This is a genomic window from Saccharothrix obliqua, from assembly GCF_019375475.1.
Taxonomy (GTDB): Bacteria; Actinomycetota; Actinomycetes; order Mycobacteriales; family Pseudonocardiaceae; genus Actinosynnema; species Actinosynnema obliqua.
Genome location: NZ_JAHXGQ010000002.1, coordinates 23,382 through 47,612, shown reverse-complemented (window position 1 = coordinate 47,612; position 24,231 = coordinate 23,382). Strand labels below are relative to the sequence as shown.

The following is a 24,231-nucleotide window of genomic DNA, read 5'->3' as shown; positions in this document are numbered from 1 at the left end:
AAACGGGGGATGTGCGATGAAACCCATTGTTTTCGGGGGGCGTGGCGCCCTGGTGGTGCTCGCCGCGTTCACGTTGTCGATCTCCGCTGCGCCCGCTCTGGCCGCGGCGGCACCGAATGGCGCGGCGGGCGCGACGCGGGAGAGCGCCGAACCGGGGCTCGCGCCTGCCGATCCGGCCAACGCGGTCTACCTGGACCTCAACGGCCAGGTGATCTCCGAACCGGGCGGGCTCCCGGTCGGCGAGGACGCCGACCGCGTGGCCGGTGTGCGACCGGATTCGGCCGAACCGGCCGCCATCGGGTGCACGCCGGAGAGCGGTCGGGACAACCCGCACTACTCGGGCGGCGACGTCTCGGGTCACGGTTGGTGGAAGAAGGGCAACTGCACCGCCAACACCGCGCACGTCTACAACTGCCTCTACGAGTATTACACCGATGCCACGTGGCGGCAGAAGGCGTGCTCGGAGAAGAAGAAGTTGAAGCCGTACACCGGGAGCGGGCAGCGGACCGTGGCCCGCGCGAGGTGCAACTCCACTGATCGGCCGATCTCCTGGCGCAACCACGTCGACGTCGACGTGGACGGGCAGATCGACACCCCCGAGAAGCCGATGAACCAGGCGAACGTGCGCTGCGTGGTCAACTAGGCGCGGCCGGCGGTGGGGGCGGACATGCCGCTCCCACCGCCGTTTTCCGTTGTGGCGCAGGCGTTCAGAGCGCGGCGAGCCGGGCGTAGCCCGCCCCTCCGTGCCCGGCGTCGATCGCGCGTCGCGCCTCGGCCCGCGCTGCGCTCAGCACGCCGTTGTCCAGGTCGTTGGACCGGATCGTCCGCAGCACGTGGTCCATGGTCGCCGCCGCCGCGTCGATCGTCAGCAGGTCGCCCGGGAAGCTGTCGGCGGCGACCTGCTCGGCGATGTGGTCGATCATGTCCGGGAAGAAGGCGAGCAACGCCTTCATGTGCCCGACGAGGTCCGCCGCGCCGATGTTCTCGGCGGTGGCGAGCGCGAACGCGTGCACCACACCGCTCATCGCGGTCCAGAGCAGGTCTTGCAGGGACGCGTCGAAACCGGCGGCCCGGCCCGGGTCCTCGCCGACGTGGTGGGCGTTCCCGCCGAGCGCGGCCAGTGCGGGCCGGTGCGCCTCGTACGCGTCACGCGGCCCGCTGTAGAAGAACGTGGCCCCGGCGCTGCCGATGGCGTCCGGCGTCGCCACGATCACGCCGTCGACGTAGTCGATGCCGCGGTCCGCCGCCCACGCCGCCATGGCGCGGGCCTCCTGCGGCGTGCCGCCGCTGAAGTTCACCAGGGTGCGGCCTTTCAACGCCTCGGCGTCGAGAACCGACCGCACCGCCGCGTAATCCCGCACGCAGGCGATCACGAGCGGGCTCGCGGCGACGGCTTCGGCGGCGGTGCCGGCGGTGGTGGCGGCGAGGTCGTTCTCCTTCCCGGGGGTGCGGTTCCACACGGTCACGTGGTGCTCGGCGGCGAGCGCGGCGGCCAGGGCGTGTCCCATGGGGCCGAGTCCGAGGACGGTCACTGCGGTCATGCCGGCTAAGCTAAACGTTGACGTCGGCGTGAGGGTCAACTCGGGAGCGGCGATGCGGATCGGGGAACTGGCGCGGCGCGCGGGTGTCAGCGAGCGCGCGCTGCGGTACTACGAGGAGCAGGGCCTGCTGACCCCTGAGCGACGCCCGAGCGGTTATCGCGTGTACCGCGAGGAGGACGTGGCGGCGGTGCGGCGGATCAAGGTCCTGCTGGCCGCCGGTCTGAGCACCGCTCAGATCGTGACCGTGTTGCCGTGCATCGTCGACGACGACGGCCTGCTCAAGCCCGACTGCCCGGAGCTGGTCGACGGGTTGCTGGCGCAACGCCGCCGGATCGACACGGCCATCGGCGACCTGGAGGCCACGCGCGCCAACCTCGACGCCATCATCACCGGCGCCTGATTCCCGACCCCTGATTCCCAGCGCCTGATTCCTCAGCGGCGCAACGCGACCTCCCGCCCCATGTGCGAGAGCTTGTCGGGGTTGCGCACGGCGTAGAGGCCGGTGATGAGGCCGTCCTCGACGTGCACCGCGATGACGGAGTCGAGCCCGCCGTCCAGTCGCAGGACCAGTGCCGGGTGGCCGTTGACCTCGGCGAGCCGCAGCACCGAGTCGGCCGGGAGCCGTCCCATCCCGGCGATCAGCAGGCGGGCCACCCGGTCGGCGCCCACGACCGGCCGCGGGATGGTCTGCCTGATCCCGCCGCCGTCGCCGAGGAGCACGACGTCGGGCGCGAGGACGTCGAGCAGGCCACGCAGGTCGCCGGTCTCGGTCGCCCGTTGGAACGCCCGGAGCGCGTCGCGCGTCGTGGTCGGCGAGACCGGGCCGCGTGGTCGGCGGGCGGCGACGTGCGCGCGTGCCCGGTGGGCGATCTGGCGCACCGCGGCCGGGCTCTTGTCGACGGCTTCGGCGATCTCCTCGTAGGGCAGGTCGAAGACCTCGCGCAGCACGAACACCGCGCGCTCGGTCGGCGCCAGGGTTTCCAGCACCAGCAGCATCGCCATGGACACGCTGTCGGCCAGCTCGACGTCCTCGGCCACGTCGGGCGCGGTCAGCAGCGGCTCGGGCAGCCACGACCCGACGTAGGACTCCTTGCGGCGGCCGAGCACGCGCAGCCTGCCGAGCGCCTGGCGGGTGGTGACGCGGACCAGGTACGCCCGCTGGTCGCGCACCGCGTCGAGGTCGACGCCCACCCACCGCAGCCAGGTCTCCTGGAGCACGTCCTCCGCGTCCGCCGCCGAGCCGAGCATCTCGTAGGCGACGGTGAAGAGGAGGTTGCGGTGCGCGAGGAACGCCTCGGTGGCGGGGTCCGGTCGGCTGTCGGCGGGTGCGGTGCGGGACGTGCCGGCCATGGACGGCTCCTCTTCTGCTCGGCCTGTGTCGCCCACCAGATGCCGGCGACCGCCCTTTTGTGACCGGTGTGTGGCACGTGTCACGAGCTGTCACAGCGGTTGGGGCGTCGGCATCTTGTGGTCGTTCAACAGGACAACACGAGTGAGGACGAAGCCGTGGAAGCCAGGTTCGACATGTTCGACAACCCGATCGCCGCCAAGTTCTTCAAGCGGTTCGCCAACGCCGCCGGGGTGATCCAGCAGTCGCCGCTGCCCAGGTCGACGCAGGAGCTGATGGCGTTGCGCGCCAGTCAGATCAACGGCTGCGGTTGGTGCATCGACATGCACACCAAGGACGCCGCGGCGGCGGGGGAGAGCGCGGTCCGGCTCCACCTGGTCGCCGCCTGGCGGGAGACCACCGTGTTCACCGCGGCGGAGCGCGCCGCGCTGGCGTTCACCGAGGAGGGCACCCGGCTCGCCGACCTCGGCACCGGTGTGTCCGACGCGACGTGGGCCGCGGCCCGGGAGCACTACGACGACGACCAGCTCGCCGCCATGGTGTGCGTGGTGGCCATGATCAACGCCGCCAACCGGCTCGCCGTGATCGTGCACCAGAAGGGCGGCTCCTACGAGCCCGGCATGTTCGCCGCCCAGTTCGGCTGAGGGCGTGTCCGCGTTGACGCGAGCCGCTTCGCCGAGCGGCTGACCCGGCGGGAACGAAGGAGGGGTTCGCGCCCGGGTGCGCACCGCCGCGTGATCCGGGGGCATCAGCGCATCTCGCGCCGGCTGTTCGCCCGGCTCGTGGTGACCACCGGCCGGGCGGCCCGTCCGGTGGGGCGCGTTCCCGATCGGGGGAGGTGTCCGCCGTCCCGTGCCGGGTACTCGGGACGCATGACCACACCCGAGCCGCGCGACACGCCGCCCGACCCGGACCCGGCCCGCACGCCGGGTCTGGAGCCGGGCGGTGGTGTCGCGCCGGGCGACACCCCTCCCGACTCCGGTCAGACGTCCGGCCTGTCCCACCCGCAACCGATGCCGTCGCGCAAGGCGCCGATCATCACGTTCATCGCGATCGGCGTGGCGACCCTGCTGGTGGTGGCGTTCGTCATCGCCCAACTCGTGGGCTGGCTGCGCCTGTGAACCGTCACCTCCGGTCGTCGGGGACGGCCGCCCGCACGGCGTCCTTGACGCGGTCGAACAGGGTGGCCACCGGCCCCGCCGCCAGGTTCGCGGTGGTGGATTCCGCACCGGGGTGCGGGTGGGTGGGCGCGGTGCGCTCCGCGCGGTGCAGGTCGACGACCCGCTCGCTCGGCGGCGCTTCACCGCCCATGAGCGCGTCCTGCACGGCCTCGAACCGCTCGTGGGCCTCCTGGACGTAGCCGGTGCCCAGGGTGGTCAGGTCGATCTGGGCGTCCAGCCGCTCCCACCACGTCTCGCCGGGGTCCACGAGGATTCGTAGTGCGTGACGTGCTCTTCCTCGATCAGGCCGAGATCGGGGCCGCGGTGCTGCGGTCGTACGGCGCGGCCCGCACCGCCGGTCGATCGCGTGTGGCGACGCTCGCTCCACCGTCGCACGCGGCAGCGCGATTCGTGCGCGGGTCGACCCCGTTGGCGGATCAGCGAGCGGGATGCCGCGGCAACCGGGTCAGCCGGTCGGGAACGCGTGTTCGCGTCGACAGCACCCGGTTCTCGGCCGGGTGCCCCGGGTCACGCGGCGGCGCTGCGTTCGGCCCCGAGCACCGACCGCGCCCAGGCCGCCACGACGTGCGGCGGCGGCTGGATGTCGCCTTCGAGGCGCGCGTGCGGGACCAGGTCGGTCCCGCCGTCCGTCTCCACGGCGGCGGACCACCCGTGCAGCTCGTCCCAGAGCAGCGCGACGTCACGGCCGGGCCGTTCGGGCAGGTGGCCGTCCAGGGCGAGGTACGCGCTCAACGGTGACCCGGTGTCCACGTACGAGGACTCACCGTTCAACCCCAGCGCCGCGGTGACGCGTCGGACGTACTCCCGGAGCGACCTCGCCGCGACGTCGTCGAAATCCAGATCCATCCTCAACCGCCCTCTTCCACCCGACCGACGCACCGCGCCGCCTCTTTGACGCTCCGCGTGGTTACCCCGGCCCGCCGGGGTTGAAACCGGCCGGCCGCGGATTCACCGGATGTGGCGGCCCCGTCACCCCGCCGTGTCCACTGGGGACGGCGGGGCTCAGCGCCCGACGGCGTTCTTCGGCACGAAACCGCAGTAGCCCTTCCATATCTCCGCCAGGTACCACTCGACGCCCTCGACCGCGCCGATCACGGTGGGGTCCCACGACCCGCCGTCCACGGTCTGCCCGGCGCCCACCGTCACCTCCCTCCCGGACGGGTCGGGTCGTTCCCGGAACGCCGTGCCGCCGGCCACCCGGCCCGGAGCGGAGACGGGGGAGATGACCGTCGGCTGGCACATCTCGAAGATGACGCCGTCGCAGAACTCGTAGTGGTCGAGCGCGAACGCCTGACCTCGCAGCGCGTGCACGGAGTAGAGGGGTTCGCGGCTGACGAAGTTGTCGACGGTGATGATCTCCTTGGCGCCGTTCGCCGCGGGGCGGACCCGCGGGTCCGAACCGCCCAACTGCTGGAGGACCGGCGCGTACCGGCCGGGCGCGGTGGTCAGGAACACCTCCAGCAGGCAACCGCCGGACCCGCAGAACTCGGGCGTCCGGTTGACCACGAAGAAGTCCATCAGCCCGTCGTTGTCCAGGTCGTCGACCCGGACGACGTCCAGCTCGAAGGGACGGGTCACCTCGGGCACCGAGCGGTCCCGCTGGTACCACTCCAGGAACTGCGCGCGCTGCTGCTCCGGGCTGCGTGCCGCGGCGGTCCGGGCCTGCCAGGCGGAGTATCCGACCACGGTGGCCGCGACCACCGCCGCCGCGCACCACAGGGCGACCAGCTTGCGCATCCGGCGCACGTGCCTGCGCCACAGCTCGTCGAACGCGACCCCGACCACCGTCGCCGCGACGCGGACCAGGTCCCGCTGCCCGAGTCGCGCGCCACCACGCAGGTCGACCCACACCGGTTCCTCGATCCCCGCCATGCCGGGTGGCAGCGGCGGGTGGTCGGTCCCGTCGTGCACCGCCAGGATCACCAACCGGTCCTCCCCGTGCGTGGCGAGGAAGTGCCGGACCTCCAGGTCGACGTACCGGGAGGCGGCCGAGGCCGGTGACGCCACCAGCACCATCGCGACGGAGTCCTCGATCGCGTCGGTCAACCGCCGCGTCAACCGGCCGGCGGCGACCATCTCGTCCACGTCCCGGAACACCGGCCGGACCCGCCGCGCGCCCGGTCCGCGCGGGTCCACCAGGCCGCGGGCGCGGCGCGGGACGACGAACCGCTCCAACCGGCGGTGCACCGCCGCGGCGCGGTCCGCGTCCGCCCGGGAGTAGGAGATGAACGCCCAGTAGCGCCGTGCCCGCACAGCCCACCCCCGAGTCCTCGCGGTCCGTCCGACCCTAGGGACGTCCGCCCGCACCCGGTCCGCAGATCAGCGGTGCGGCGGGCTTTGGGTCGTCCCGCCCCGCCGCTGGGCGAACTCGCCGCGCACCGCCACGGTCGCGTGAACGCTGGCGGCGAGGAACCGCGCGATCGCGTCCCGCTCGACGTCGGTGAACCCCTCCCACGCCGCGCTGTAGGCGGTGCTCAGCGGCGCGAAGAACAACTTGCCGAACTCCATGGCCTTGTCCGACATGCGCAGCTCGACCTTGCGCCGGTCGCGGGTGCTGCGGGCGCGTTCCACGTGGCCGGACGCCTCCAGCCGGTCCAGCACGGACGTGGTCGCCGACGCGCTCAGGTGCATCGCCTCGGCCAGCTTGCCCGGTGACAGGGGTTCGCCGCGCCACCGCGCGTCCATGATCAGGGCGAGCGCGTTGAGGTCGGTGCGGTGCATCCCGTGGGCGTCGCCGAACATCCCAACGAAGTGGTCCGACTCCACCAGCAGCTGGCGCAGCAGCCGGACCAGTGTCGCGTTGTCGACCATCCGCCCTCCGGTTAGTATTTCGATGATCGAACTATCAGATCATCGAAGAACGTAGCCCTCCGGAGGTCATTCTCCCGTGCGCGCCCGCCTGATCCTCCCCGCCCTGATCGCGGTCGCCTGGTTGGCCCTGGGCGGGTTCGCCGGCCCGTACACCGGGAAGCTGAGCCAGGTCGCCGTCAACGACAACACCGCGTTCCTGCCCGCCTCCGCCGAGGCCACCGAGGTGGCCGAGCGGCTGCGGTCGTTCGGCGACCAGCGCAGCCTCCCCGCCATCGTCGTCGCCGAGCGCGAATCCGGCATGACGGACGCCGACCGGGCGTGGCTGGCCGGCATCGACTACCCCGGCCAGGCGTCACCGGTCCTCCCGTCGCGCCAGGACGACCAGGCCGCGCAGGTCGTCGTCGCGGTGGACGCCGCCGACCCCGCCGCCGAGGTGGTCCTGCTGCGTGAGCGCCTCGCCGACCCGCCGGCCGGCCTTACCGCCCTGGTCACCGGGCCCGCCGCGCAGGTCGCCGACCTCAAGGCCGCGTTCGGCGGCATCGACGGCATCCTGCTGCTGGTCGCGGGCGCGGTCGTGGCGGTCATCCTGGTCCTGGTCTACCGCAGCCCGCTGCTGCCGCTGGTCGTGCTGCTGTCGGGCGTGTTCGCGCTGGGCACGGCCAGCCTCGCCGTGTACCTGCTGGCCGACCGCCAGGTGATCGACCTCAACGGCCAGAGCCAGGGCATCCTGTCCATCCTGGTGTTCGGCGCGGCCACCGACTACGCCCTGCTGCTGGTGTCCCGGTACCGCGAGCAGCTGCGCGACACCGGGGACCGGTTCGAGGCCATGCGCCTGGCGTGGCGCGGCACCGTCGAACCGATCACCGCGAGCGCGGGCACCGTCGTGCTCGGCGTGCTGTGCCTGCTGTTCAGCGACCTGAACTCGAACAAGGGCCTCGGCCCCGTCGCCGCCATCGGCATCGGCGCGGCGCTGCTGGCGTCCCTCACGTTCCTGCCCGCCGTGCTGGTCCTGCTGGGCCGCGCCGCGTTCTGGCCGCGTCGCCCCGCGCTCGGCTCGCCGCACCCGGAGGCGAGCGGCGGGTGGGGTCGGGTGGCGCGGCTGATCGCCGCCCGACCACGCGCGACCTGGGTGGTGACGGCCCTGGTGCTGCTGGTCGGCGTGGCGTTCGTGCCGCAGCTCAAGGCGTCCGGGACGGCCGCGTCGGACGTGTTCCTCGGCGAGGTGGACTCCGTCGCGGGCCAGCGGCTGCTGTCCCGGCACTTCCCCGGCGGCAGCGGCTCGCCCGCCGTCGTCCTGGCCCGCGCGCCGCAGGCCGACGCCGTGGCGCGGGCCGCCGCGGTGCCCGGGACGTCCACTGTGGAGCGCCGGGGCGAGGCGGACGGCCTCGCGCGGATCGACGTGGTGCTGGCCGACGCGGCGGACTCGGAGGCCGCCGTCGCCACCGTGGAGCGCCTGCGGACCGCCGTGCGGGCCGTGCCGGACGCGGACGCGCTCGTCGGCGGCCCGACCGCCACCCAGCTCGACACGCAGCGCACGTCCGAGCGGGACCGGGCGGTGATCATCCCGATCGTGCTGGTGGTGATCTTCCTCGTGCTGGCGCTGCTGCTGAGGTCCCTGCTCGCGCCGCTGCTGCTGATCGCCACCGTCGTGCTGTCGTTCGGCGCGACGATGGGCGTGTCGGCGCTGGTCTTCAACGGCATCTTCGACTTCCCCGGCGCGGATCCCGTGGTGCCGTTGTTCGGGTTCGTGTTCCTGGTGGCCCTGGGCATCGACTACAACATCTTCCTGATGACCCGTGTCCGCGAGGAGACGCGTGAACTGGGCGCGCGTGAAGGCGTGCTGCGCGGGCTGACCGTCACCGGTGGCGTGATCACGTCGGCGGGTGTGGTGCTGGCGGCCACGTTCTCGGCGCTGGCCGTGCTGCCGATCCTGTTCCTGGCGCAGATCGCGTTCATCGTGGCGTTCGGCGTGCTGCTGGACACCTTCGTCGTCCGGTCGCTGCTGGTGCCCGCGCTGGCGGTGGACATCGGCCGCCGGATCTGGTGGCCGTCGCGCCTGTCCCGCCGCGGGGAGTGACGGGTCGGCTAAACCCGGCCCGGCCGATCAGGAACCGATCGAGTGGTTGATCGAGCGGCGGCGACCGCGGCGGTCCGGGTTGCCCGCACCCCGTTCGACGTGGCCGGACCGCGGAAGTCGTGCGCCTTGAGGAGATCACCGTTTCGAGTGGACTTCCCCGGTGTTCAGCGCGCCGTTCCGCCATTCCCTTCCTATGGTCCGCTCGTGACCGGTTCGAGACCGGGCGCGAGCACCAACGGGAGGTCGGGCACCTGCTCTGTCCGCCGGCCTGCCGGACCAGGCGTCACCTCACGGAAGGACGCGGCCGTCGGACAGGGGCCGCCGGTCCGCGCACGCGGGCCGGGTCACGGCGCGGTGCGGCGGCGGGCGGGAAACCTGATGGGCTATCACGGAGGCAACACCGAACACGGCAGGGACCACATCATCGGACGTGCGGCGGTGCTCACCGCCGCGACCGCGTGCCTGCTCGGCGTGGCGAGCGGCGCGGCGACCGCGGAGCCGGGGCTGGACTGGGACGCGGTCGCCCGTTGCGAGTCGGGCGGCGACTGGTCCATCAGCACCGGGAACGGCTACTACGGCGGCCTTCAGTTCGCCCCGGGCACCTGGCGTGCGAACGGCGGCGAAGGGATGCCGCACGAGGCCACACGTGAAGAACAGATCCGGGTCGCGGAGAACGTGCTGGAGAGCCAGGGGCCCGGCGCGTGGCCCAACTGCGCGCGTGGTGGGGGCTCCGTCCGACCGCCCAGCCCACCCCGTCCGGGCAGCGGCACCCGTGTCCAGAGCCGCGTCGTCCACACGGCGCCCGTCGCACCGCTGCCACCGCCACCGCCGCCGTCGACCGACAACCCGGTCGGTGACTACACCATCCAGGAAGGCGACACGCTGACGACCATCGCCGCGGCGCGGAACATCCCCGGCGGGTGGCCCGCGTTGGTCGCGCTCAACCCCGAGCACCTGACCAACCCGGACCTCATCATGCCGGGGCACCGGATCCGCACGGGCGTGGAGAAGGCGGAGGAGGAGAAGCCGCAGACCCGCGTGCAGAACGTCCGCTAGCCACGACGCGCCGCGCGGCCGTCCGGGAAACCCCCGGTGGCCGCGCGGTCCGCTGTCCACAAGGGACCACGCGGTCCGATGCCACTCCTTCAGGTGAACCTCTCCGGGGCTGTCGAATGGATTGTCGGTGGTGCGGCCTAGCTTGATCTCGAACGCACCTCCGTCCCCGAAGGAGCACGATGTCCTCCCCGACGACACCGGCACCCCACCCGTCCCCGCTCGCCCACGGTTCGCCGTCGTCCGCCCTGTTGTCCGGTCGGCGCGCCCGCGACCACCCGCCACCCCCGCTGTTCGGCCGGGGGGAATCCCGCCCTGCCGCTCGCACTCCTCCCGGTCGGCGGTCGGTCGCCGCGAGAGGTGCGCCACCGGTGCGCCGACCCCTGCGCGGCACACGACTGTCCGTTGTGGAGTGTCGGTGGTGGCGGGGTCCGTCGAGCCGGATTCCTGAGACGGGGGCACCGCGGTGACAGGAGATCCGTTGACCTCTCCCGATCACGCACATGCCGCCGGGCCGACCCCCGCTGTGCACGAGCCGCCCGCCGCCGAACAGGACAGCCGGCCACCGGCAGGTACCGCGTGGTTGGCGGCCGATCCGGTGGAGGGGGGCGGTTCCGGTGCGCGGGTGGTGGTCGAGCCTCCCGCGGGTGGCGGAGGCCGGCCGGCGAGTCCCGCGTGCGCCCACCAGGGCGGCGAGTCGTGGGCGGTGGTGTGCTCGCCGAGTTCCGATCCGCTGGTCCCGACCGACCCGGTGGCCGAGCGCACCTCCATGCCGTGGTGGCCGGTGGTGGTCGTGGTGGTGCTCGTGGTGGCCGCCGGGGCGGCCCTCGCCGTGGGTCGTCGTCGTCGGGTGGTGGTCTGACGGCCGTGTCCATGTCGGTGCGACTGACTGAGTCGATCATCGCGTTAGTGCTGTTCGCGCTGGTGGTGCCGCTCGCGGTGCTGCCGTGGGTGCACGTCCAGTACCGGCGGTTCGGCAGGCTGCGCGGCTGGTCGGCGTTCGTGGCGGCGGCGGGTGTGCTGTACGGGTGCGGGCTGGTGGCGTTCACCCTGTTCCCGTTGCCGGTGGTGGACAGCGACTTCTGCACCAAGCGGCGGCTGCTGGACTACTGGCAGCTCCAACCGCTCGAATCGCTGAACGACGTCGCGCGCGACGGCGGCCCGGCGGTGTGGCAGCTGGCGTTGAACGTGGTCCTGTTCCTGCCACTGGGTTTCCTGGCCGGGTACCGCTTCCGCGAACCACTGCTCGCGGCGGTCGGGATCGGTCTGCTGACGTCGGTCGCGGTCGAGGTCACGCAGGGCACGGCGTTGTTCGGCCTCTACCCGTGCCCGTACCGGCTGGCCGACGTGGACGACGTCATGACCAACACCGCGGGCGCGCTCGTGGGCTGGCTGCTGTCCAAGCCGCTGACCCGCGTGCTCCCGCCCGCGACGGCCGCGCCGGTGGCGGACACCGCGCCACCGGGCCTGATCCGCCGCGGGCTGGCGTTCGCGGGTGACCTGCTGGTGATCGAGCTGACCCGGTTCACGGTGCTGGCCGTGCTCGCGCTGGCCGGTGCGACAACGCGGGCGTGGACGACGGACGGGCGCTTCACCACCGCCCTCGCGGTGGCCGTGACGACCGGCTACACCCTCGTGCTGCCCACGGTGCGCGCCGACCGGGCCACGCCGGGTCAGTTCGTCTTCAACCTGGCCCTGCAACGCACCCGCGGCGGACCGGCGAGGCGCTGGTCGGTGCTGGTGCGGTTCGTGCTCTGGTGGCTGCCGGTCCTGTGGCTGGCGTTGTCCGGGCACACCGGGTTGCTGCTCCTGGCCGCGCTCGCGATCGGCCTGCTGGCCCGGTTCACCGAGGACCGGCGCAGCCTCCTCGGCCTCCTGTCGGCGACCAGGACCACCACCCGGGCGGCCCTGACCGACCCGGCCCCGGACCGGCCACCCGCGCCGGCCGAGAGGTGAGGGGGCGTTACGCGGCGACCGGCGCGTCCCAGTCGATGCGGTGCTCGAACTGCCACGTGAAGCGGTCCGGCTTGGCGAACTTCATCGCCACCGGCATCAGCAGGTCGCGGAAGACGCGGGCGACGGGGCCGGCCGCCTTGTCCTGGTTGGTGCGGGCCGCCATGGCGATGATCCGCTCCACCCGCGCGCGCCGCAGCCGCTCGTACGCGGCGAACGCCTCCGGATAAGGCAAGTCCCGCAAGCACTTCGCCAACTCGACGGCGCTCTCCACCGCGAGCGAGGCGCCCTGCCCGGAACTCGGCGACGTGGCGTGCGCCGCGTCGCCGATCAACACCACCCGGTCCCGGCTCCACACCGGCACGGACGGGATGTCCTCCAGCGACCCGGTCACCACCAGGTCCTCCGGCGCCACCCGGTCGATCATGGCCAGGGCCGGCACGCGGTCACCGGCGAACGCCTCGCGCAACACCCGCAGCCACTCCCGCGAGTCGGTGGCCCGCGCCTCGGCGGCGGTCATCGGGGTGCGGTGCGGGAGGTTCGCGAACCAGCCGCCGGACGAGTCGTCCAGCACCTGGTAGCCGAAGAACGCGCGCTTGCCGAACACCAGGTCCATCCGGCCCCCGGTGGACGGCAGCCCGCTGTGCTCGACGCGTGCGCCGAAGCCGAGCAGACCCGCGTGCCGGGGTCGTGGCGCGGCGGGGTCGATGACGCCCCGCACGGCGGACCTGATGCCGTCCGCGCCGATCAGCACGTCACCGGTCGCCGCCGTGCCGTCCGCGAACTCGGCCACCACGCCGCCACCGGTCGACCGCGCGCCCACGAAACGCTTGCCCAGCAGCGTTTCCACGCCGCGCCGCGCGGCCTCCTCGTGCAGCACCCGGTACAGGTCGGCACGCCACACCATCAGCTGCGGCGGGTCGCTGCGGAAGGCACCGAGCGTCTTGCCGGTCCAACTGCGCATCGCCATGGACGTGATGGGCGAGCCGATCGCGCGCACCGCGTCGTCCAGCCCGACGACCGCGAGCGCCGCGAGCCCGTTCGGCGCGATGCTCAACGCGCCGCCGACCCCTTCCGCGGTGCGGTCGTACGCCTCGTGCACGACCGCCTCGATCCCCGCCTGCCGCAACGCCATCGCGGCCACCGGCCCCCCGATGCCGCCGCCGATCACCAGTGCTCTCATGTCCCCTCCTGTGGTTCGTGGAACCCGGCCCACAGCGGCCCCCAGCCGGTCGCCGGGTCCTCGATCCGGTCGATGAAGCCGCGCACGAACGCCGTCTCGGCGTCGAGCAGGGCCAGTCGGTACTCCTCTTCGACCAGGAAGAGCGGGTGGACGTCGGTGCCGTCGAGCAGGTCCCGGATCTCGACGCGTTGCCGGGCGAGCCGGGTGAGCCGGTCGTGGAGCAGGCCCACCACCTCGTCCGGGTGCAGCGCGCCGATCAACGACAGCGCCGCCACGAAGTGCGGGTACTCGTGCCGGGGTTCGGCGACCAGTTCACGCATCCAGTCCCGCAACTCCGCCCGACCGGCCGGGGTGAGCGCGTAGACGGTGCGCTCGGGCCGTTGGCCGTCGCGCGAGGTCTCGTGCTCGGTGATGAAACCGGCCTTCGCGAGCTGGCCGACCACCATGTAGAGCGAGCCGTGGGTGAACTTGATGCTGCGGTCGTCGCCGTGCTCGCGCAGCATCCGGCTCAACTCGTAGGGGTGCGCCGGCTGCCGCACCAGGTAGCTCAGCACGGCCAGCGCCAGCAGGTTGCCGACCTTGCGCTTGCCCGCCATCCCTCGTCCTCCTGTAGTCATTACTGACTATCCATGTCTGACTAGTCAGTGTCAACTATGGGTCGCCGAACGAGGCCCGGTGTTCGGGTGCGTGCGGCGACGAACTGCGGAAGACCCTGCCACCGCGCTTGCGAGGTGCCCGGTGCGGGGCGCGGGGACGGACGGCGCGGCCTGCCGCGGCGAGGGCTCGAAGCCGGCGAGCGACAGGGCGACGCGCGGGGGCGGGGCGCGGGTGGCGCGCCAAGCGCGAACGGGCCGGGTGCCGGTGGGGGCGGCCGGCGGGGGGAGTGGCGGGGGGAGTGGCGGGGCGTGGACGGCCGATGCCTGTGCGGAGTGCGAGCCGAGGAGGTGGCGCGGTGTGCCGGGGCAGTCCCGGCGACGTGCCGGGGGCGACGCGCGGGGGAGGCGCGCGGGGGAGGCGCGCGGGGGAGGCGCGCGGGGGAGGCGCGCGGGGGAGGCGCGGGGGAGGCGCGGGGGCGACGTGCGGGGGAGGCGTGCCGGGCCGAGGGGGACGGGTGGAGTGGTCTGAGGAGTGCGGTGTGGGCGGGGTGCCGGGCATTGGGGTGGACCGGTACGCGGGCGGCGGGCGCGCGTCCGGTCCACCGGGGGTCAGGCTCGGTTGGCCCCGGCGGAGAGCTTCGGCAGTTTCACCACCCTCGGCCGCCAGGATTCGTCTCGCCACAACGACTTCCGCCGCGCGGGCTCACGGGTGGGCCATCTGCCGGCCGGTTCGCCTTCCTCCGCGCCGAACAACGCGCCCCGGTCCGCCGTGGACAGCACCAGGCGGCGCAGGCGGTCCGCCGTCCCGTCCCGCGGGGGATCCAGGGTGATCGACGCGGCGTGCGGCTTGCCGCCACCCCAGCTCGGCCTCCGGTCGAGCAACGCCGGCTTCGCCGCCACCACGACCAGCAACGGCACCGGCCGGGACGAGTCGGCCAGGGTCTCCACGGCGTCCAACACCTCCTCGCCGGCCAGGTGCACGTCCCGCAGCACCACGACCAACGGCCGGTCCTGGGCCGCCAGCTCCAGGAACCGCCGCCACGCGCCGGCCACGTCGGCGTGGTCGGCCCGCGTGTCCGGCGCCAGCCTCGGCAGCAGGTCGTCCGCCTCGGCGGGCCCGATGGCGCGCAGCGCGGCGCCCAGCTTGCCGCGCAACCCGCCCACGTCGTCCGGCCGCACACCGCAGTACCCGGCCAGCACGTCGGTCACCACGCGCAGCGGATCGCCCGCCACGACCCGACCGCACACCAGCCGCGGCCCGTCGACCAACCCGCCGAACCGCTCCAGGAACGCGTCCGCCTCACCCAGCAACGTCACCAGGTGCGGCGTGTCGCGGCGCAGCGCGCGGTCCAGGAACCCGCGCACGACGGCGAGTTCGCTGTCGTGCTCGTCGACCTGCCCGGCGGCGCCGGAGATCTCCCACGCCCCGTTCACCGCCTCCGCCCCGTGGAACGCGCCACCGGTCAGCTCACGGGTCCGCGAGCAGATCCACACCGCACCCTCCGGCACGGCCGACAGCACGTGCTGGCACTCGTCCACCAGGGTCCCGGTGACGGTGGGCGGCGCGCCCGGCTCGGTCAGCACCAGCGCCTCGCCGGTCACGACCGCGATGCGCACCACGAGGCTGCGGCCGATGCCGTCGGCGAAGCAGTCCCGCAACGCCAACGCCGCCCGCACGGCCCGCTCCTCGTCGCCGCCCCGCGCGAACGGGCCGCCGAACAACGCCAGCGACGCCGACCCGATGGACGTGGCGACGGTGCCGCCCAGCTCCTCTATGCCGGACCGCACCATCGCGGTCACCGCCGCGAGCGCGTGGTCCACTTCGGCCGGATCGGCGTCACCCGTCGCCGGCCGGACCCGCACCAGCGCCACCGTCAGGTGCCGCCGCCGCACGCCCGCCCGCGGCACGGGGATGGGCTCCACCGACCGCAACCGCGGCACCTCGGCCTCCTCCCGCGCCGGCGCGACCGCGAGCGCCGGGTCGTGGGTGAGGATCGCGTGCTGGAGCTTCTGCAACCCGGGCCCCGGCTCCAGGCCCAGGTCCTCCACCAGGGACGTGCGCAGCCTGCTGTAGACGGTGAGCGCGTCCGCGTGCCGCCCGCACCGGTACAGGGCCAGCATCAGCTGGCCGCAGGACCGCTCGCGCAACCGCTCGGCCTCGACCATCGCCTCCAGCACGCCCAGCACCGACCGGTGCCTGCCGCACGCCAGCTCCGCGTCGAAGTAGTCCTCCATCGCGTCCAGCCGCGCGTTCTCCACCACCGCCAGCTCCGGCCAGGAGATCCCGCTCTCCACCAGGTCGGCGAGCGCCGCGCCGCGCCACGTGCCGAGCGCCTCCCGCAGCAGCTTCGCCGCGAGTTCCGGTGTGGACCGCTCGGCCCGCCCGCGCTCGGCGCGCTGGTGGAACCGGAACAGGTCGACCTGCTCCTGGTCCACCTGGAGCACGTAGCCGGGCGCCTGCGTGGACAGCTTGGGCGCACCCGGCCCCTCGGTCACCGACAACGCCGCCCGCAGGCTCCACACGGCGTTCTGGAGCATCTTGCGCGCCGACGCGGGCGGGTCCTCACCCGGCCACAGCGCACCCAGCAGCCGACTGGTCGGCACCACCTGGTTCGCCTTGAGCAACAGGAACCCGAGCGTGGCGCGCTGCTTGATGCCGCCCAGGGCCACGGGACGGCCCTCGTGCAGCACTTCCAACGGGCCCAGTAATCGGAACTCCATCTTCTCTCCCCCAGTTCTGGCGGAGCGCCGCCGGGGCTCGCCGGCGGCACATCCGCGAATCCACCGGAATCAGTGGCGAATCGGGTCGGGGCGGTGTGCGGCCGATCCCTCGGCGCGTGGTTCCCCGACGTCCAACGCTCGGTGTCCAATCCTCGGCGGCCGTGCCCTCGGCGGCCGATCGGCGCACCCGCCGACGAGGCTGCCGGCCCGCGAAGTGCGGTTCATCGCCCAACCGGGTGAGCGGCCGGTTATGCCCGAGATGTCCGCCCTTCCGCCGGCGTGATTTCTTCGGTGCCCGCTGCGGGAACGCGCACCAGGAACAACGTCGCGAAAGCGACCAGCACCGTGGCGACGGCGCTCACCACCCCCACCGCGGTCAACCCGCTGGTGAACGCCGACCGCGCCGCGGCGACCACATCCGCGCCGCCGACGGCCAACGCGCCGGCGAGCGATTCCACGGCGTCCGCCGGCGTGCCCGGCGGCAATTCCGACCGGTACACGGCCGTGCCCACGCTGCCCAGCACCGCCACCCCCAGCGCCAACCCGAACTCCATGCTGGTCTCCGACATGGCCGCCGCCGAACCCGCGCGCTCCGCGGGCGCGGCGCCCACCACCAGGTCGGTGCCCAGCGCCATCATCGGCCCGATACCGGCGTACACCACCACCAGACCGGTCACCACCAGCGCCAACCCGTCGGGCCCCGACACGAACGCGAGCAGCAGGTACCCGACGGCCGAGATGCCGAGCGCGACGGCCACCAGCACACCCGGCGCGACCCGGCGGGCCACCACGGGCGCGACCATCGACGAGACGATCATCGCCACCGCCGAGGGCAGCAGCCACAACCCCGCCGCCAGCGGTGAGAGGCCCGCGACCATTTGGAGGTACTGGGTGACGAACAGATACACCGCGCCCACCACCGCGAGGCCGACCAGCAGCGCCAGCAGCGCGCCGGCGAACGCGGGCCGCGTGAACAGCCGGACGTCCAGCAGCGGGTCGGGCAGCGACCGCTGCCGCCGCACGAACCACGCGCCGAACCCGAGCCCGACCGCGATCGCCGCCGCGGCGACGAGACCGACGCCGTCGGCCGCGACCGCCTTCAGGCCGTAGATCACCGGCAGGATCGCCGCCAGCGACAGGGCGACGCTCGCCAGGTCGAGCCTGCCCGGCGCGGGGTCGCGCGACTCGGGCAGCAGCAGCGGCGCGGCGACCAGCAGCACCACCATCACCGGCACGGCGAGCAGGAACACCGAACCCCACCAGAACAGCTCCAGCAACGCGCCGCCGATCAGCGGACCCGCCGCCACCCCGGCCGAGAAGCACGCCGCCCACACGCCGATCGCCACGCCGCGCTGCGTGGCGTCGTGGAACATGTTGGTGATCAGCGCGAGCGTGGACGGCATCAGCGTCGCGCCCGCCACGCCGAGCAGCGCCCGCGCCGCGATCAACACCGCCGGGTCGCTCGCGTAGGCGGCGGCCACGGACGCCGCGCCGAACGCGAGCGCGCCCACCACGAGCAGCCGCCGGCGACCGATCCGGTCACCGAGCGTGCCCATGGTGATCAGGAAGCCCGCGATCATGAAGCCGTAGATGTCGATGATCCACAGCGTCTCGGCGCCGGTGGGGCGCAGGTCGGCGCCCAGGTGCGGCAGCGCCAGGTACAGGACGGTCGCGTCCACCGACAGCAGCAGCGTCGGCAGCGCGAGGACGGCCAGCCCGAGCCACTCCCGGGCGCCCGCGCGGTCTGTGCGCTCCATGCTCTTCCCTTTCCCCAGTTGCGAAGTTCACTCGGCGGCCGGCGACCGCAGCACCTCGATGAGGCTCGCGAACCCGTCGCCCGCGTGGCCGTGCCGGATCGCCTGCTCGGTCCGCGCGAGCAAGTAGCCGGGCAGGCCCTCGTCCACGCCGCGCGCGCGGCTCGCCGCCACCAGCCGCTCGATCGCCACGGCCTCCCGCCCGAGCGTGGTGCCCGGGTAGTCGCGCCGCTCGACGTCGGCGGTCAGGCCGGGCACGCACGGCGCGACCACCTGCTCCAGCCAGCGGGTCGCGTGCGGCAGGAAGTCGGCGGTGGCGACGCGTTCGGCCGACACCAGCGCCAGCGCGTGCAGCAGCCCGGCCCACGCGCTCCACAGCACGCCGCACAACGCCACCTCGTACAACGCGGGCAGCCCCACGTCCTCGCCGAGGTAGGTGGCGGAACCGCCGAGCGCGGCCAACGTCGCCTCGTGCTCCCGGTAGACCTGCTTGGGGCCGGCGTAGAAGGCGAGCGCCTGCTCACCGCCGACCTCGGCGGGCGGGGTGAGCAACGCGCCGTCCAGGTAGGCGACGCCACGCGCGGCCACCCACTCCGCGGTCTGCCGGGCCTCCTCGGCGGAACCCGGGGTGAGGTTCACGACGACCCGGTCCGCGGGCGCGTCGCCGAGCGAGTTCACGATCTCCCGCATCGCCCGGTGGTCCATCACGCACACCACGACCAGCGGGCTCGCCGAGACCGCCTCGACCAGGGTGGCGGCGTGCACGGCGCCCGTCGCGACCGGCTCGTCGACCGGGCCGGGCAGCCGGTGCCACACCGTCGTGGGGTGTCCCGCGGCCACGAGCGCCCGCGTCAGCGCGGAACCCATCGCCCCCAGCCCGATGACCGTCACGGGGGCGCGGTGGTGCGCCGTCATCCGCATCCTCCTCTGCACTGCGCACCACACCCTCGCCGAGCACGCTCCCGATCGGCTCTCGACGCGCTCTCGGTGTACCGCCGAGGAGGGCTCGCCAACGCCCTCAGGGTGCCTGTCCAGGCGATATGGTTGCGTCGTGCGCTTCGGGATCCTGGGTCCGCTCACGGTCTGGACCGCGGACGACCGCGTCGTCCCGGTGCCGGGCGCGAAGGCCCGCGCCCTGCTGGCGGACCTGCTGGCGCACGAGGGCGAGGCGGTCTCGGCGGACCGGTTGGGGGACGACCTGTGGGGCGACTCGCCGCCGGGCAACCCGACCGGCGCGCTGCACACGAAGGTGTGGCAGCTGCGGCGGGCGCTGGAGGACGCCGAACCGGGCGCGGGTGAGCTGGTGGTGTCGCGCCCGCCGGGTTACCTGCTGGCCGTGCGGGACGACGACGTGGACGCGCGCCGGTTCGCCGCGCTGCTCGCCGCGTCCCACGGCACGGCGGACCTGCGGGCGCGGGCGGCGCTGCTCGGTGACGCGCTGGCGTTGTGGCGCGGCCCGGCGCTGGCCGATTTCGCCGACGCCGAGTTCGCCCGCCCGGTCGTGGCGCGGCTGGAGGAGCAGCGGCTCACCGCGCTGGAGGACCGGGCCGAGGTGATGCTCGGGCTGGGCGAGCACCGGCTGCTGGTGGGCGAGCTGGGCGACCTGCTCGCCCGGCACCCGTTGCGGGAGCGGCTGCGTGCCGCGCACATGCGTGCGTTGTACGGCGCGGGCAGGCAGAGCGAGGCGCTGGCCGATTTCGACCGCCTGCGGGTGGCGCTGGCCGAGCAGCTGGGGCTGGAGCCGAGCGCGGAGCTGGTGGCGTTGCGGCAGGCGATCTTGGAGCGCGACCCGCACCTCGCGCCGACCCCGACGCCGATCACCACGGCGGCCCGCCCGCTGACCAACCTGCCCGCCGCGCTGACCCCGCTGATCGGGCGGGACGCGGCGATCGGGCAGGTGCGGGCGCTGCTGGACGCGAGCAGGCTGGTGACGTTGAACGGCATCGGCGGCGTCGGCAAGACGCGGCTCGCGCTGGCCGCCGCGGCGGAGGTCGCCGACCAGCACCCGGACGGGGTGTGGCTCGCGGAGCTGGCGACGCTGGAGTCCGAGGCGGGCGTGGTGGACCTGGTGGCGACCGTGCTCGGCGTGCGGGACGAGGTGAGCGGCGCGAAGCCGGTGTCGCTCGCGACCCGGCTCGCGGACGCGCTGCGCACCAAGCAGCTGCTGCTGGTGCTGGACAACTGCGAGCACGTGGTGGCCAGGGTCGCGGACGTGGCGGAGCTGCTGCTGATGGCCGCGCCCGGCGTGCGGGTGCTGGCCACCAGCCAGGAACCGCTGGGCATCACGGGTGAGCGGCTGTGGACGGTGCCGCCGCTGACCCTGCCCGACGACGACGGGCCGTCCACGGCGGTGGAGCTGTTCGTCGCCCGCGCCACCGCCGCCGCGCCGGACTTCGCGCTGGACGGTTCGACCGCCGACGCGGTGCGCTCGATCTGCCGCCGGCTGGACGGCATCCCGTTCGCGCTGGAGCTGGCCGCGACCCGGGTGCGCGCCCTGGGCGTGCACGAGGTCGCCGCACGCCTGGAGAACCGGTTCGCGCTGCTCACCCAGGGCAAGCGCGGCGCGCCCGCCCGGCAGCAGACGCTGCGCGCGGCGATCGACTGGAGCTGGGACCTGCTCGGCGAGCCCGAGCGGGTGGTGTTGCGGCGGCTGTCGGTGTTCAGCGGCGGGTGCCCGCTGCACGCGGCCGAGGAGGTGTGCGCGGGTGGCGGCGTGGCGCACGCCGACGTGCTGGACCTGGTGGCGCGGCTGGTGGACCGCAGCCTGGTGGGTGTCGCCGACGTGGGCGGCGTGCGGCGGTACCGGCTGCCCGAGTCGGTGGCCGCGTACTGCGCGGAGCGGTTGCGCGAGGCGGGCGAGGCGGACGCGGTGCGGGCCCGGCACGCCGCGCACCACGCGGAGTTCGCCGCCCGCGCGTTGTCCCACCTGCGTGGTCCCGACCAGCGGCGCTGGCTGGAGCTGACGGACCTGGAGGCGGCGAACCTGCGGGTCGCGCTGGACACGGCGGCGGGCCAGGGCCGCGCGGACCTCGCGTTGCGCATCGTGAACCGCCTGGCCTGGTACTGGTTCCTGCGCGGGCGGCTCGGCGAGGCCAACCGCTCGTTCGCGCTGGCGCTGCACGTGTCCGGCCAGGCGGACCCCTCGGAGCGGGCGAAGGCCCTCGCCTGGCGGGCCGGTTTCCAGTTGCGCGCGGGCGAGGCGGGGTACCCGCTGGAGCACTACGACGCGCTGGCCGACGAGATCGCCGAACCGGTCGGGCGGGCCACCGCGCGCTGGTTCCTGGGTTTCGCCCGGATCGGGTTCGGCGACCAGGACAGCAGCGAGAAGCGCATCGACCGGGCGCTGGCGGAGTTCCGCGCGCTGGGCGACCGGTGGGGCACGGCGGCGGCGCTGGCGGCGCTCGCCACGCAGGCCGTGCTGCGTGGCGACCTGGCCACCACGCGGCAGTGCGGCGAGGAGAGCGCGGCCCTGTTCCAGGACGTCGGCGACGGCTGGGGCCGGCTCCTCGCGACCGACGCGCTCGCGCAGCTCGCCGAGGTGCGTGGCGACTACGAGCACGCGGTGCGGTTGCACCGCGACGGGTTGCGCATCGCCGAGACGCTCGGCCTGTGGTCGGAGGTGTCCACGAAGCTGTCCGGGCTGGCCCGCATCGCGTTGCTGGACGGCGACCACGGCCAGGCCCGCGAGCTGCACGAGCGCGCCATGCGGTTGGCCGCGGAGCAGAGCTTCACGTTCGGCGAGCAGTTCGCCGAGGTCGGCTTGGGGCTCGGCGCGCGGCGGCAGGGCAGGCTCGACGCGGCGGAGGCGCACCTGCGGCGCTGGCTCGACTGGTGCCGCCAGCTCGACGGCGACGCGGGCGAGGCGTTGATCCTGGCCGAGCTGGGTTTCGTCGCCGAGCAGCGCGGTGACGCCGAGACCGCGCTCGCCCTGCACCAGGAGGGTTACGCGGCGGCGAAGGCCACCGGCGACCCGCGGTCCGTGGCGCTCGCGCTGGAGGGGTTGGCGGGCGCGCTGGCCATCGCGGGCCGGTCGACCGAGGCGGCGCGGCTGCTGGGCGCGGCGACCGCCGCGCGGGAGGCGGTCGGCGCGCCGCTGCCGCCCGCCGAGCGCGGCGACGTGGAGCGGATCGGGGCGGTGCTGCGGTCCGCGCTCGGCGACGCGTACGAGGCGCACTTCACGCGGGGCCGCGCGCTCGACCCGGTACGCGCCCACGCGCTCACCGAACGGTGACCGCGAGTTACCCGCCGCAACCGGACGAGGCTTTTCCCGCGCATTTCCACTGATCGGTAATCGGTCGCTCACCGGCCATTCTTCGGCGTGCCCGTGAACCGCCGATGACCACGGCGGAGGGTGCCCTGGGATATATCTGCACCCAGCGCGCCGAAACCCCGGAGCGCGATTTCCCGCCGTACGGAAGTCGAGGACCTCATGAGTCTTTCTCCTGGTGCGCCCGAATTCGCGGACTCCCACCTGATCGAGCTGCTGGACGGGTTCGGGCTGGCCGTGAAGTACGTCCGCGCCGAGGGCGACACGCTCTACCACGACGACGGCGCGGGCGGCGAGATCGGCGTGCTCGACCTCGCCAGCGGGTTCGGCTCGCTGATCCTCGGGCACCACAACCCGGAGATCGTCGCGCACGCCAAGCAGCTGCTGGACGAGCAGGTGCCGGTGCACGCGCAGTTCTCCGGCTACTCGTTCGGCATCGACGTCGCCGCCGCCCTCAACCGGATCCTGCGGCGGGAGCTGGGCACCGAGGAGAAGTTCTACGGGTTGTTCGGCAACTCCGGCGCGGAGGCCGTGGAGATCGCGATCAAGCACGCCGAGATGGACCGCGGCATGAAGGTCGCGGAACTCCTCGACGGCATCGAGGCGAACCTCGCGACGGCGGCCGAGGCGGTCGCGGGCGGCGCCGCGCCGTCCGCCGCCGCGCTGGCGGCGCTGGGCGTCGACACGTTCGACGCGCTCGCCGAGGAGGTGCGCCGCCGCAACGCGGTGACCGCCGCGCGGCAGCCGCTGTTCCTCGCCCTGGAGGGCGGTTTCCACGGCAAGCTCGTCAGCAGCATCCAGCTCACCTACAACGCCGACTTCCGCACGCCGTTCAAGGCGCTGGCCGCGCAGGCGCGGTTCGTGCCCGCCGACCGGGTCGACCTCGCGGCGAAGATCGTGGAGGAGGAGCGGGTCGCGCTGCTCGACGTCGAGGTGCGGGCCGGCGCGGTGGAGCTGGTGGAGCGCGACTTCCCGGTGTTCGCGGCGTTCTTCGCCGAGCCGATCATGGGCGAGGCGGGCATCAAGCCGCTGACCGCCGACACCGCGCGCAAGCTGCGCGAGGTGTGCGACGCGGTGGGCGTGCCGCTGGTCGCCGACGAGATCCAGAGCGGCATGGGCCGGTCGGGCAGCTTCCTCGCCTCGGTGCACTCCGGACTGCGCCCCGACTACGTCGTGCTGGCCAAGAGCCTGGGCGGCGGCATCGTGAAGACCGGTGTCGTGCTGGTCCGGGAAAGCCGGTACCGCAAGGAGTTCGAGCTGCTGCACACCTCCACGTTCGGCAAGGACGGCTTCTCCAGCCGGGTCGCGCTGAAGGTGCTGGAGATGCTGGAGGCCGACGACGGCGCCGCCTACCGCCGCGCGGCCGAGCGCGGCGCGCGGGCCAGGTCCGCCATCGAGGCCGTGGTCGCGGAGTTCCCGGACGTGCTGCTGGAGGTGCGTGGCCAGGGCCTGATGCTCGGCGTGCAGTTCCACGACCAGAGCGGTTCGGCCGACGAGCTGTTCCGCGAGTGGTCCGAGCACCACGTGTTCGCCTTCGCGCTGGCCGGATACCTGTTGCACGAGAAGCGCATCCGCATCTTCTCCACCGCGTCCAACCCGAACACGCTGCGGTTCGAGCCGTCGATCTTCATCACCGACGAGCAGATCGACGCGTTCGCGGCGGCGCTGCGCGACGTGGCGCAGGTCGTGCGCGACCAGGACTCGGCGAAGCTCGCCCGCTGACGGCGCACCCGGCTGAGGAGTTCC

Annotated in this window: 21 protein-coding genes; 10 read left to right on the top strand and 11 right to left on the bottom strand. The window is 73.7% G+C overall.

Annotated elements, in window-relative coordinates; all coding sequences use genetic code 11:
• Positions 1-16: 16 nt before the first annotated feature.
• Positions 17-643 carry a hypothetical protein gene (locus tag KZQ38_RS06265; protein WP_219439514.1) on the top strand — a complete coding sequence of 209 codons (627 nt, stop codon included), beginning with the start codon at positions 17-19 and terminating at the stop codon, positions 641-643.
• 64 nt (positions 644-707) lie between these two features.
• Here the strand turns inward: KZQ38_RS06265 and KZQ38_RS06260 are convergent, their stop codons facing one another.
• On the bottom strand, positions 708-1,541 hold the full coding sequence (locus KZQ38_RS06260; RefSeq protein WP_219439512.1) for an NAD(P)-dependent oxidoreductase: 834 nt from the start codon (positions 1,539-1,541) through the stop codon (positions 708-710).
• A gap of 52 nt (positions 1,542-1,593) precedes the next feature.
• On the opposite strand from KZQ38_RS06260, the gene KZQ38_RS06255 reads away from it, so the two are divergent.
• Positions 1,594-1,941: a MerR family transcriptional regulator gene (locus KZQ38_RS06255; RefSeq protein WP_219439510.1), complete on the top strand. Its 348-nt coding sequence runs from the start codon at positions 1,594-1,596 to the stop codon at positions 1,939-1,941.
• Positions 1,942-1,973: 32 nt separating this feature from the next.
• Here the strand turns inward: KZQ38_RS06255 and KZQ38_RS06250 are convergent, their stop codons facing one another.
• Positions 1,974-2,891: an RNA polymerase sigma-70 factor gene (locus KZQ38_RS06250; RefSeq protein ID WP_219439508.1), complete on the bottom strand. Its 918-nt coding sequence runs from the start codon at positions 2,889-2,891 to the stop codon at positions 1,974-1,976.
• 156 nt (positions 2,892-3,047) lie between these two features.
• Here KZQ38_RS06250 and KZQ38_RS06245 point away from each other — a divergent pair, with 156 nt between their 5' ends.
• Positions 3,048-3,533, top strand: a complete 486-nt coding sequence (locus tag KZQ38_RS06245) for a carboxymuconolactone decarboxylase family protein (RefSeq protein WP_219439506.1) — start codon at positions 3,048-3,050, stop codon at positions 3,531-3,533.
• Positions 3,534-3,761: 228 nt separating this feature from the next.
• On the top strand, positions 3,762-4,010 hold the full coding sequence (locus KZQ38_RS06240; RefSeq protein ID WP_219439504.1) for a DUF6480 family protein: 249 nt from the start codon (positions 3,762-3,764) through the stop codon (positions 4,008-4,010).
• A gap of 4 nt (positions 4,011-4,014) precedes the next feature.
• Here the strand turns inward: KZQ38_RS06240 and KZQ38_RS06235 are convergent, their stop codons facing one another.
• The 4 genes from KZQ38_RS06235 to KZQ38_RS06220 form a co-directional block, all read right to left on the bottom strand.
• A complete protein-coding gene (locus KZQ38_RS06235) occupies positions 4,015-4,317 on the bottom strand; it encodes a hypothetical protein (RefSeq protein WP_219439502.1) in 303 nt (100 codons plus the stop codon).
• Positions 4,318-4,577: 260 nt separating this feature from the next.
• Positions 4,578-4,916, bottom strand: coding sequence for a DUF6292 family protein (locus KZQ38_RS06230; RefSeq protein ID WP_219439500.1), 339 nt, complete (start codon positions 4,914-4,916; stop codon positions 4,578-4,580).
• Between the two features lie 156 nt (positions 4,917-5,072).
• Positions 5,073-6,323, bottom strand: coding sequence for a toll/interleukin-1 receptor domain-containing protein (locus tag KZQ38_RS06225; protein ID WP_219439498.1), 1,251 nt, complete (start codon positions 6,321-6,323; stop codon positions 5,073-5,075).
• Positions 6,324-6,389: 66 nt separating this feature from the next.
• The gene (locus KZQ38_RS06220) at positions 6,390-6,881 is read right to left on the bottom strand and encodes a MarR family transcriptional regulator (protein WP_219439496.1); all 492 of its coding nucleotides are present in this window, start codon (positions 6,879-6,881) and stop codon (positions 6,390-6,392) included.
• 76 nt (positions 6,882-6,957) lie between these two features.
• Between KZQ38_RS06220 and KZQ38_RS06215 the strand changes: the two genes are divergently transcribed.
• From KZQ38_RS06215 to KZQ38_RS06200, 4 genes are all read left to right on the top strand, one after another.
• Complete coding sequence (locus tag KZQ38_RS06215) at positions 6,958-8,958, top strand: MMPL family transporter (protein WP_219439494.1); 2,001 nt, start codon at positions 6,958-6,960, stop codon at positions 8,956-8,958.
• A 378-nt stretch (positions 8,959-9,336) separates the two neighbouring features.
• Positions 9,337-10,014 carry a LysM peptidoglycan-binding domain-containing protein gene (locus KZQ38_RS36915; protein WP_219439492.1) on the top strand — a complete coding sequence of 226 codons (678 nt, stop codon included), beginning with the start codon at positions 9,337-9,339 and terminating at the stop codon, positions 10,012-10,014.
• 478 nt (positions 10,015-10,492) lie between these two features.
• Positions 10,493-10,873, top strand: a complete 381-nt coding sequence (locus KZQ38_RS06205) for a hypothetical protein (protein WP_219439490.1) — start codon at positions 10,493-10,495, stop codon at positions 10,871-10,873.
• Positions 10,874-10,920: 47 nt separating this feature from the next.
• Positions 10,921-11,967: a VanZ family protein gene (locus KZQ38_RS06200; protein WP_219439488.1), complete on the top strand. Its 1,047-nt coding sequence runs from the start codon at positions 10,921-10,923 to the stop codon at positions 11,965-11,967.
• Between the two features lie 7 nt (positions 11,968-11,974).
• Here the strand turns inward: KZQ38_RS06200 and KZQ38_RS06195 are convergent, their stop codons facing one another.
• The 5 genes from KZQ38_RS06195 to KZQ38_RS06175 all read right to left on the bottom strand — a co-directional run bounded on the left by KZQ38_RS06195 (position 11,975) and on the right by KZQ38_RS06175 (position 19,163).
• On the bottom strand, positions 11,975-13,147 hold the full coding sequence (locus KZQ38_RS06195; RefSeq protein WP_219439486.1) for an FAD-dependent oxidoreductase: 1,173 nt from the start codon (positions 13,145-13,147) through the stop codon (positions 11,975-11,977).
• Positions 13,144-13,743, bottom strand: a complete 600-nt coding sequence (locus tag KZQ38_RS06190) for a PadR family transcriptional regulator (protein WP_219439484.1) — start codon at positions 13,741-13,743, stop codon at positions 13,144-13,146. The genes KZQ38_RS06195 and KZQ38_RS06190 overlap by 4 nt, the downstream gene beginning before the upstream one ends.
• Before the next feature lie 609 nt (positions 13,744-14,352).
• Positions 14,353-16,464, bottom strand: coding sequence for an AfsR/SARP family transcriptional regulator (locus tag KZQ38_RS06185; protein ID WP_219439482.1), 2,112 nt, complete (start codon positions 16,462-16,464; stop codon positions 14,353-14,355).
• Between the two features lie 248 nt (positions 16,465-16,712).
• Positions 16,713-18,221, bottom strand: coding sequence for an MFS transporter (locus tag KZQ38_RS06180; protein ID WP_219439480.1), 1,509 nt, complete (start codon positions 18,219-18,221; stop codon positions 16,713-16,715).
• 27 nt (positions 18,222-18,248) lie between these two features.
• Entirely contained in the window at positions 18,249-19,163 is a 915-nt protein-coding gene (locus KZQ38_RS06175; RefSeq protein ID WP_372452214.1) for an NAD(P)-dependent oxidoreductase, read from the bottom strand.
• A gap of 106 nt (positions 19,164-19,269) precedes the next feature.
• Between KZQ38_RS06175 and KZQ38_RS06170 the strand changes: the two genes are divergently transcribed.
• Both KZQ38_RS06170 and KZQ38_RS06165 read left to right on the top strand, forming a co-directional pair.
• Entirely contained in the window at positions 19,270-22,449 is a 3,180-nt protein-coding gene (locus KZQ38_RS06170) for an ATP-binding protein (RefSeq protein ID WP_219439476.1), read from the top strand.
• Between the two features lie 198 nt (positions 22,450-22,647).
• A complete protein-coding gene (locus KZQ38_RS06165; protein WP_219439474.1) occupies positions 22,648-24,207 on the top strand; it encodes an aspartate aminotransferase family protein in 1,560 nt (519 codons plus the stop codon).
• Positions 24,208-24,231 lie beyond the last annotated feature (24 nt).

Excerpts from the sequence above, each read along its gene's own strand:
- KZQ38_RS06265 (WP_219439514.1), top strand. The coding sequence starts at position 17 with ATGAAACCCATTGTTTTCGGGGGGCGTGGCGCCCTGGTGGTGCTCGCC.
- KZQ38_RS06260 (WP_219439512.1), bottom strand. The coding sequence starts at position 1,541 with ATGACCGCAGTGACCGTCCTCGGACTCGGCCCCATGGGACACGCCCTG.
- KZQ38_RS06255 (WP_219439510.1), top strand. The coding sequence starts at position 1,594 with ATGCGGATCGGGGAACTGGCGCGGCGCGCGGGTGTCAGCGAGCGCGCG.
- KZQ38_RS06250 (WP_219439508.1), bottom strand. The coding sequence starts at position 2,891 with ATGGCCGGCACGTCCCGCACCGCACCCGCCGACAGCCGACCGGACCCC.
- KZQ38_RS06240 (WP_219439504.1), top strand. The coding sequence starts at position 3,762 with ATGACCACACCCGAGCCGCGCGACACGCCGCCCGACCCGGACCCGGCC.
- KZQ38_RS06230 (WP_219439500.1), bottom strand. The coding sequence starts at position 4,916 with ATGGATCTGGATTTCGACGACGTCGCGGCGAGGTCGCTCCGGGAGTAC.
- KZQ38_RS06220 (WP_219439496.1), bottom strand. The coding sequence starts at position 6,881 with ATGGTCGACAACGCGACACTGGTCCGGCTGCTGCGCCAGCTGCTGGTG.
- KZQ38_RS36915 (WP_219439492.1), top strand. The coding sequence starts at position 9,337 with ATGGGCTATCACGGAGGCAACACCGAACACGGCAGGGACCACATCATC.
- KZQ38_RS06195 (WP_219439486.1), bottom strand. The coding sequence starts at position 13,147 with ATGAGAGCACTGGTGATCGGCGGCGGCATCGGGGGGCCGGTGGCCGCG.
- KZQ38_RS06190 (WP_219439484.1), bottom strand. The coding sequence starts at position 13,743 with ATGGCGGGCAAGCGCAAGGTCGGCAACCTGCTGGCGCTGGCCGTGCTG.
- KZQ38_RS06185 (WP_219439482.1), bottom strand. The coding sequence starts at position 16,464 with ATGGAGTTCCGATTACTGGGCCCGTTGGAAGTGCTGCACGAGGGCCGT.
- KZQ38_RS06180 (WP_219439480.1), bottom strand. The coding sequence starts at position 18,221 with ATGGAGCGCACAGACCGCGCGGGCGCCCGGGAGTGGCTCGGGCTGGCC.
- KZQ38_RS06165 (WP_219439474.1), top strand. The coding sequence starts at position 22,648 with ATGAGTCTTTCTCCTGGTGCGCCCGAATTCGCGGACTCCCACCTGATC.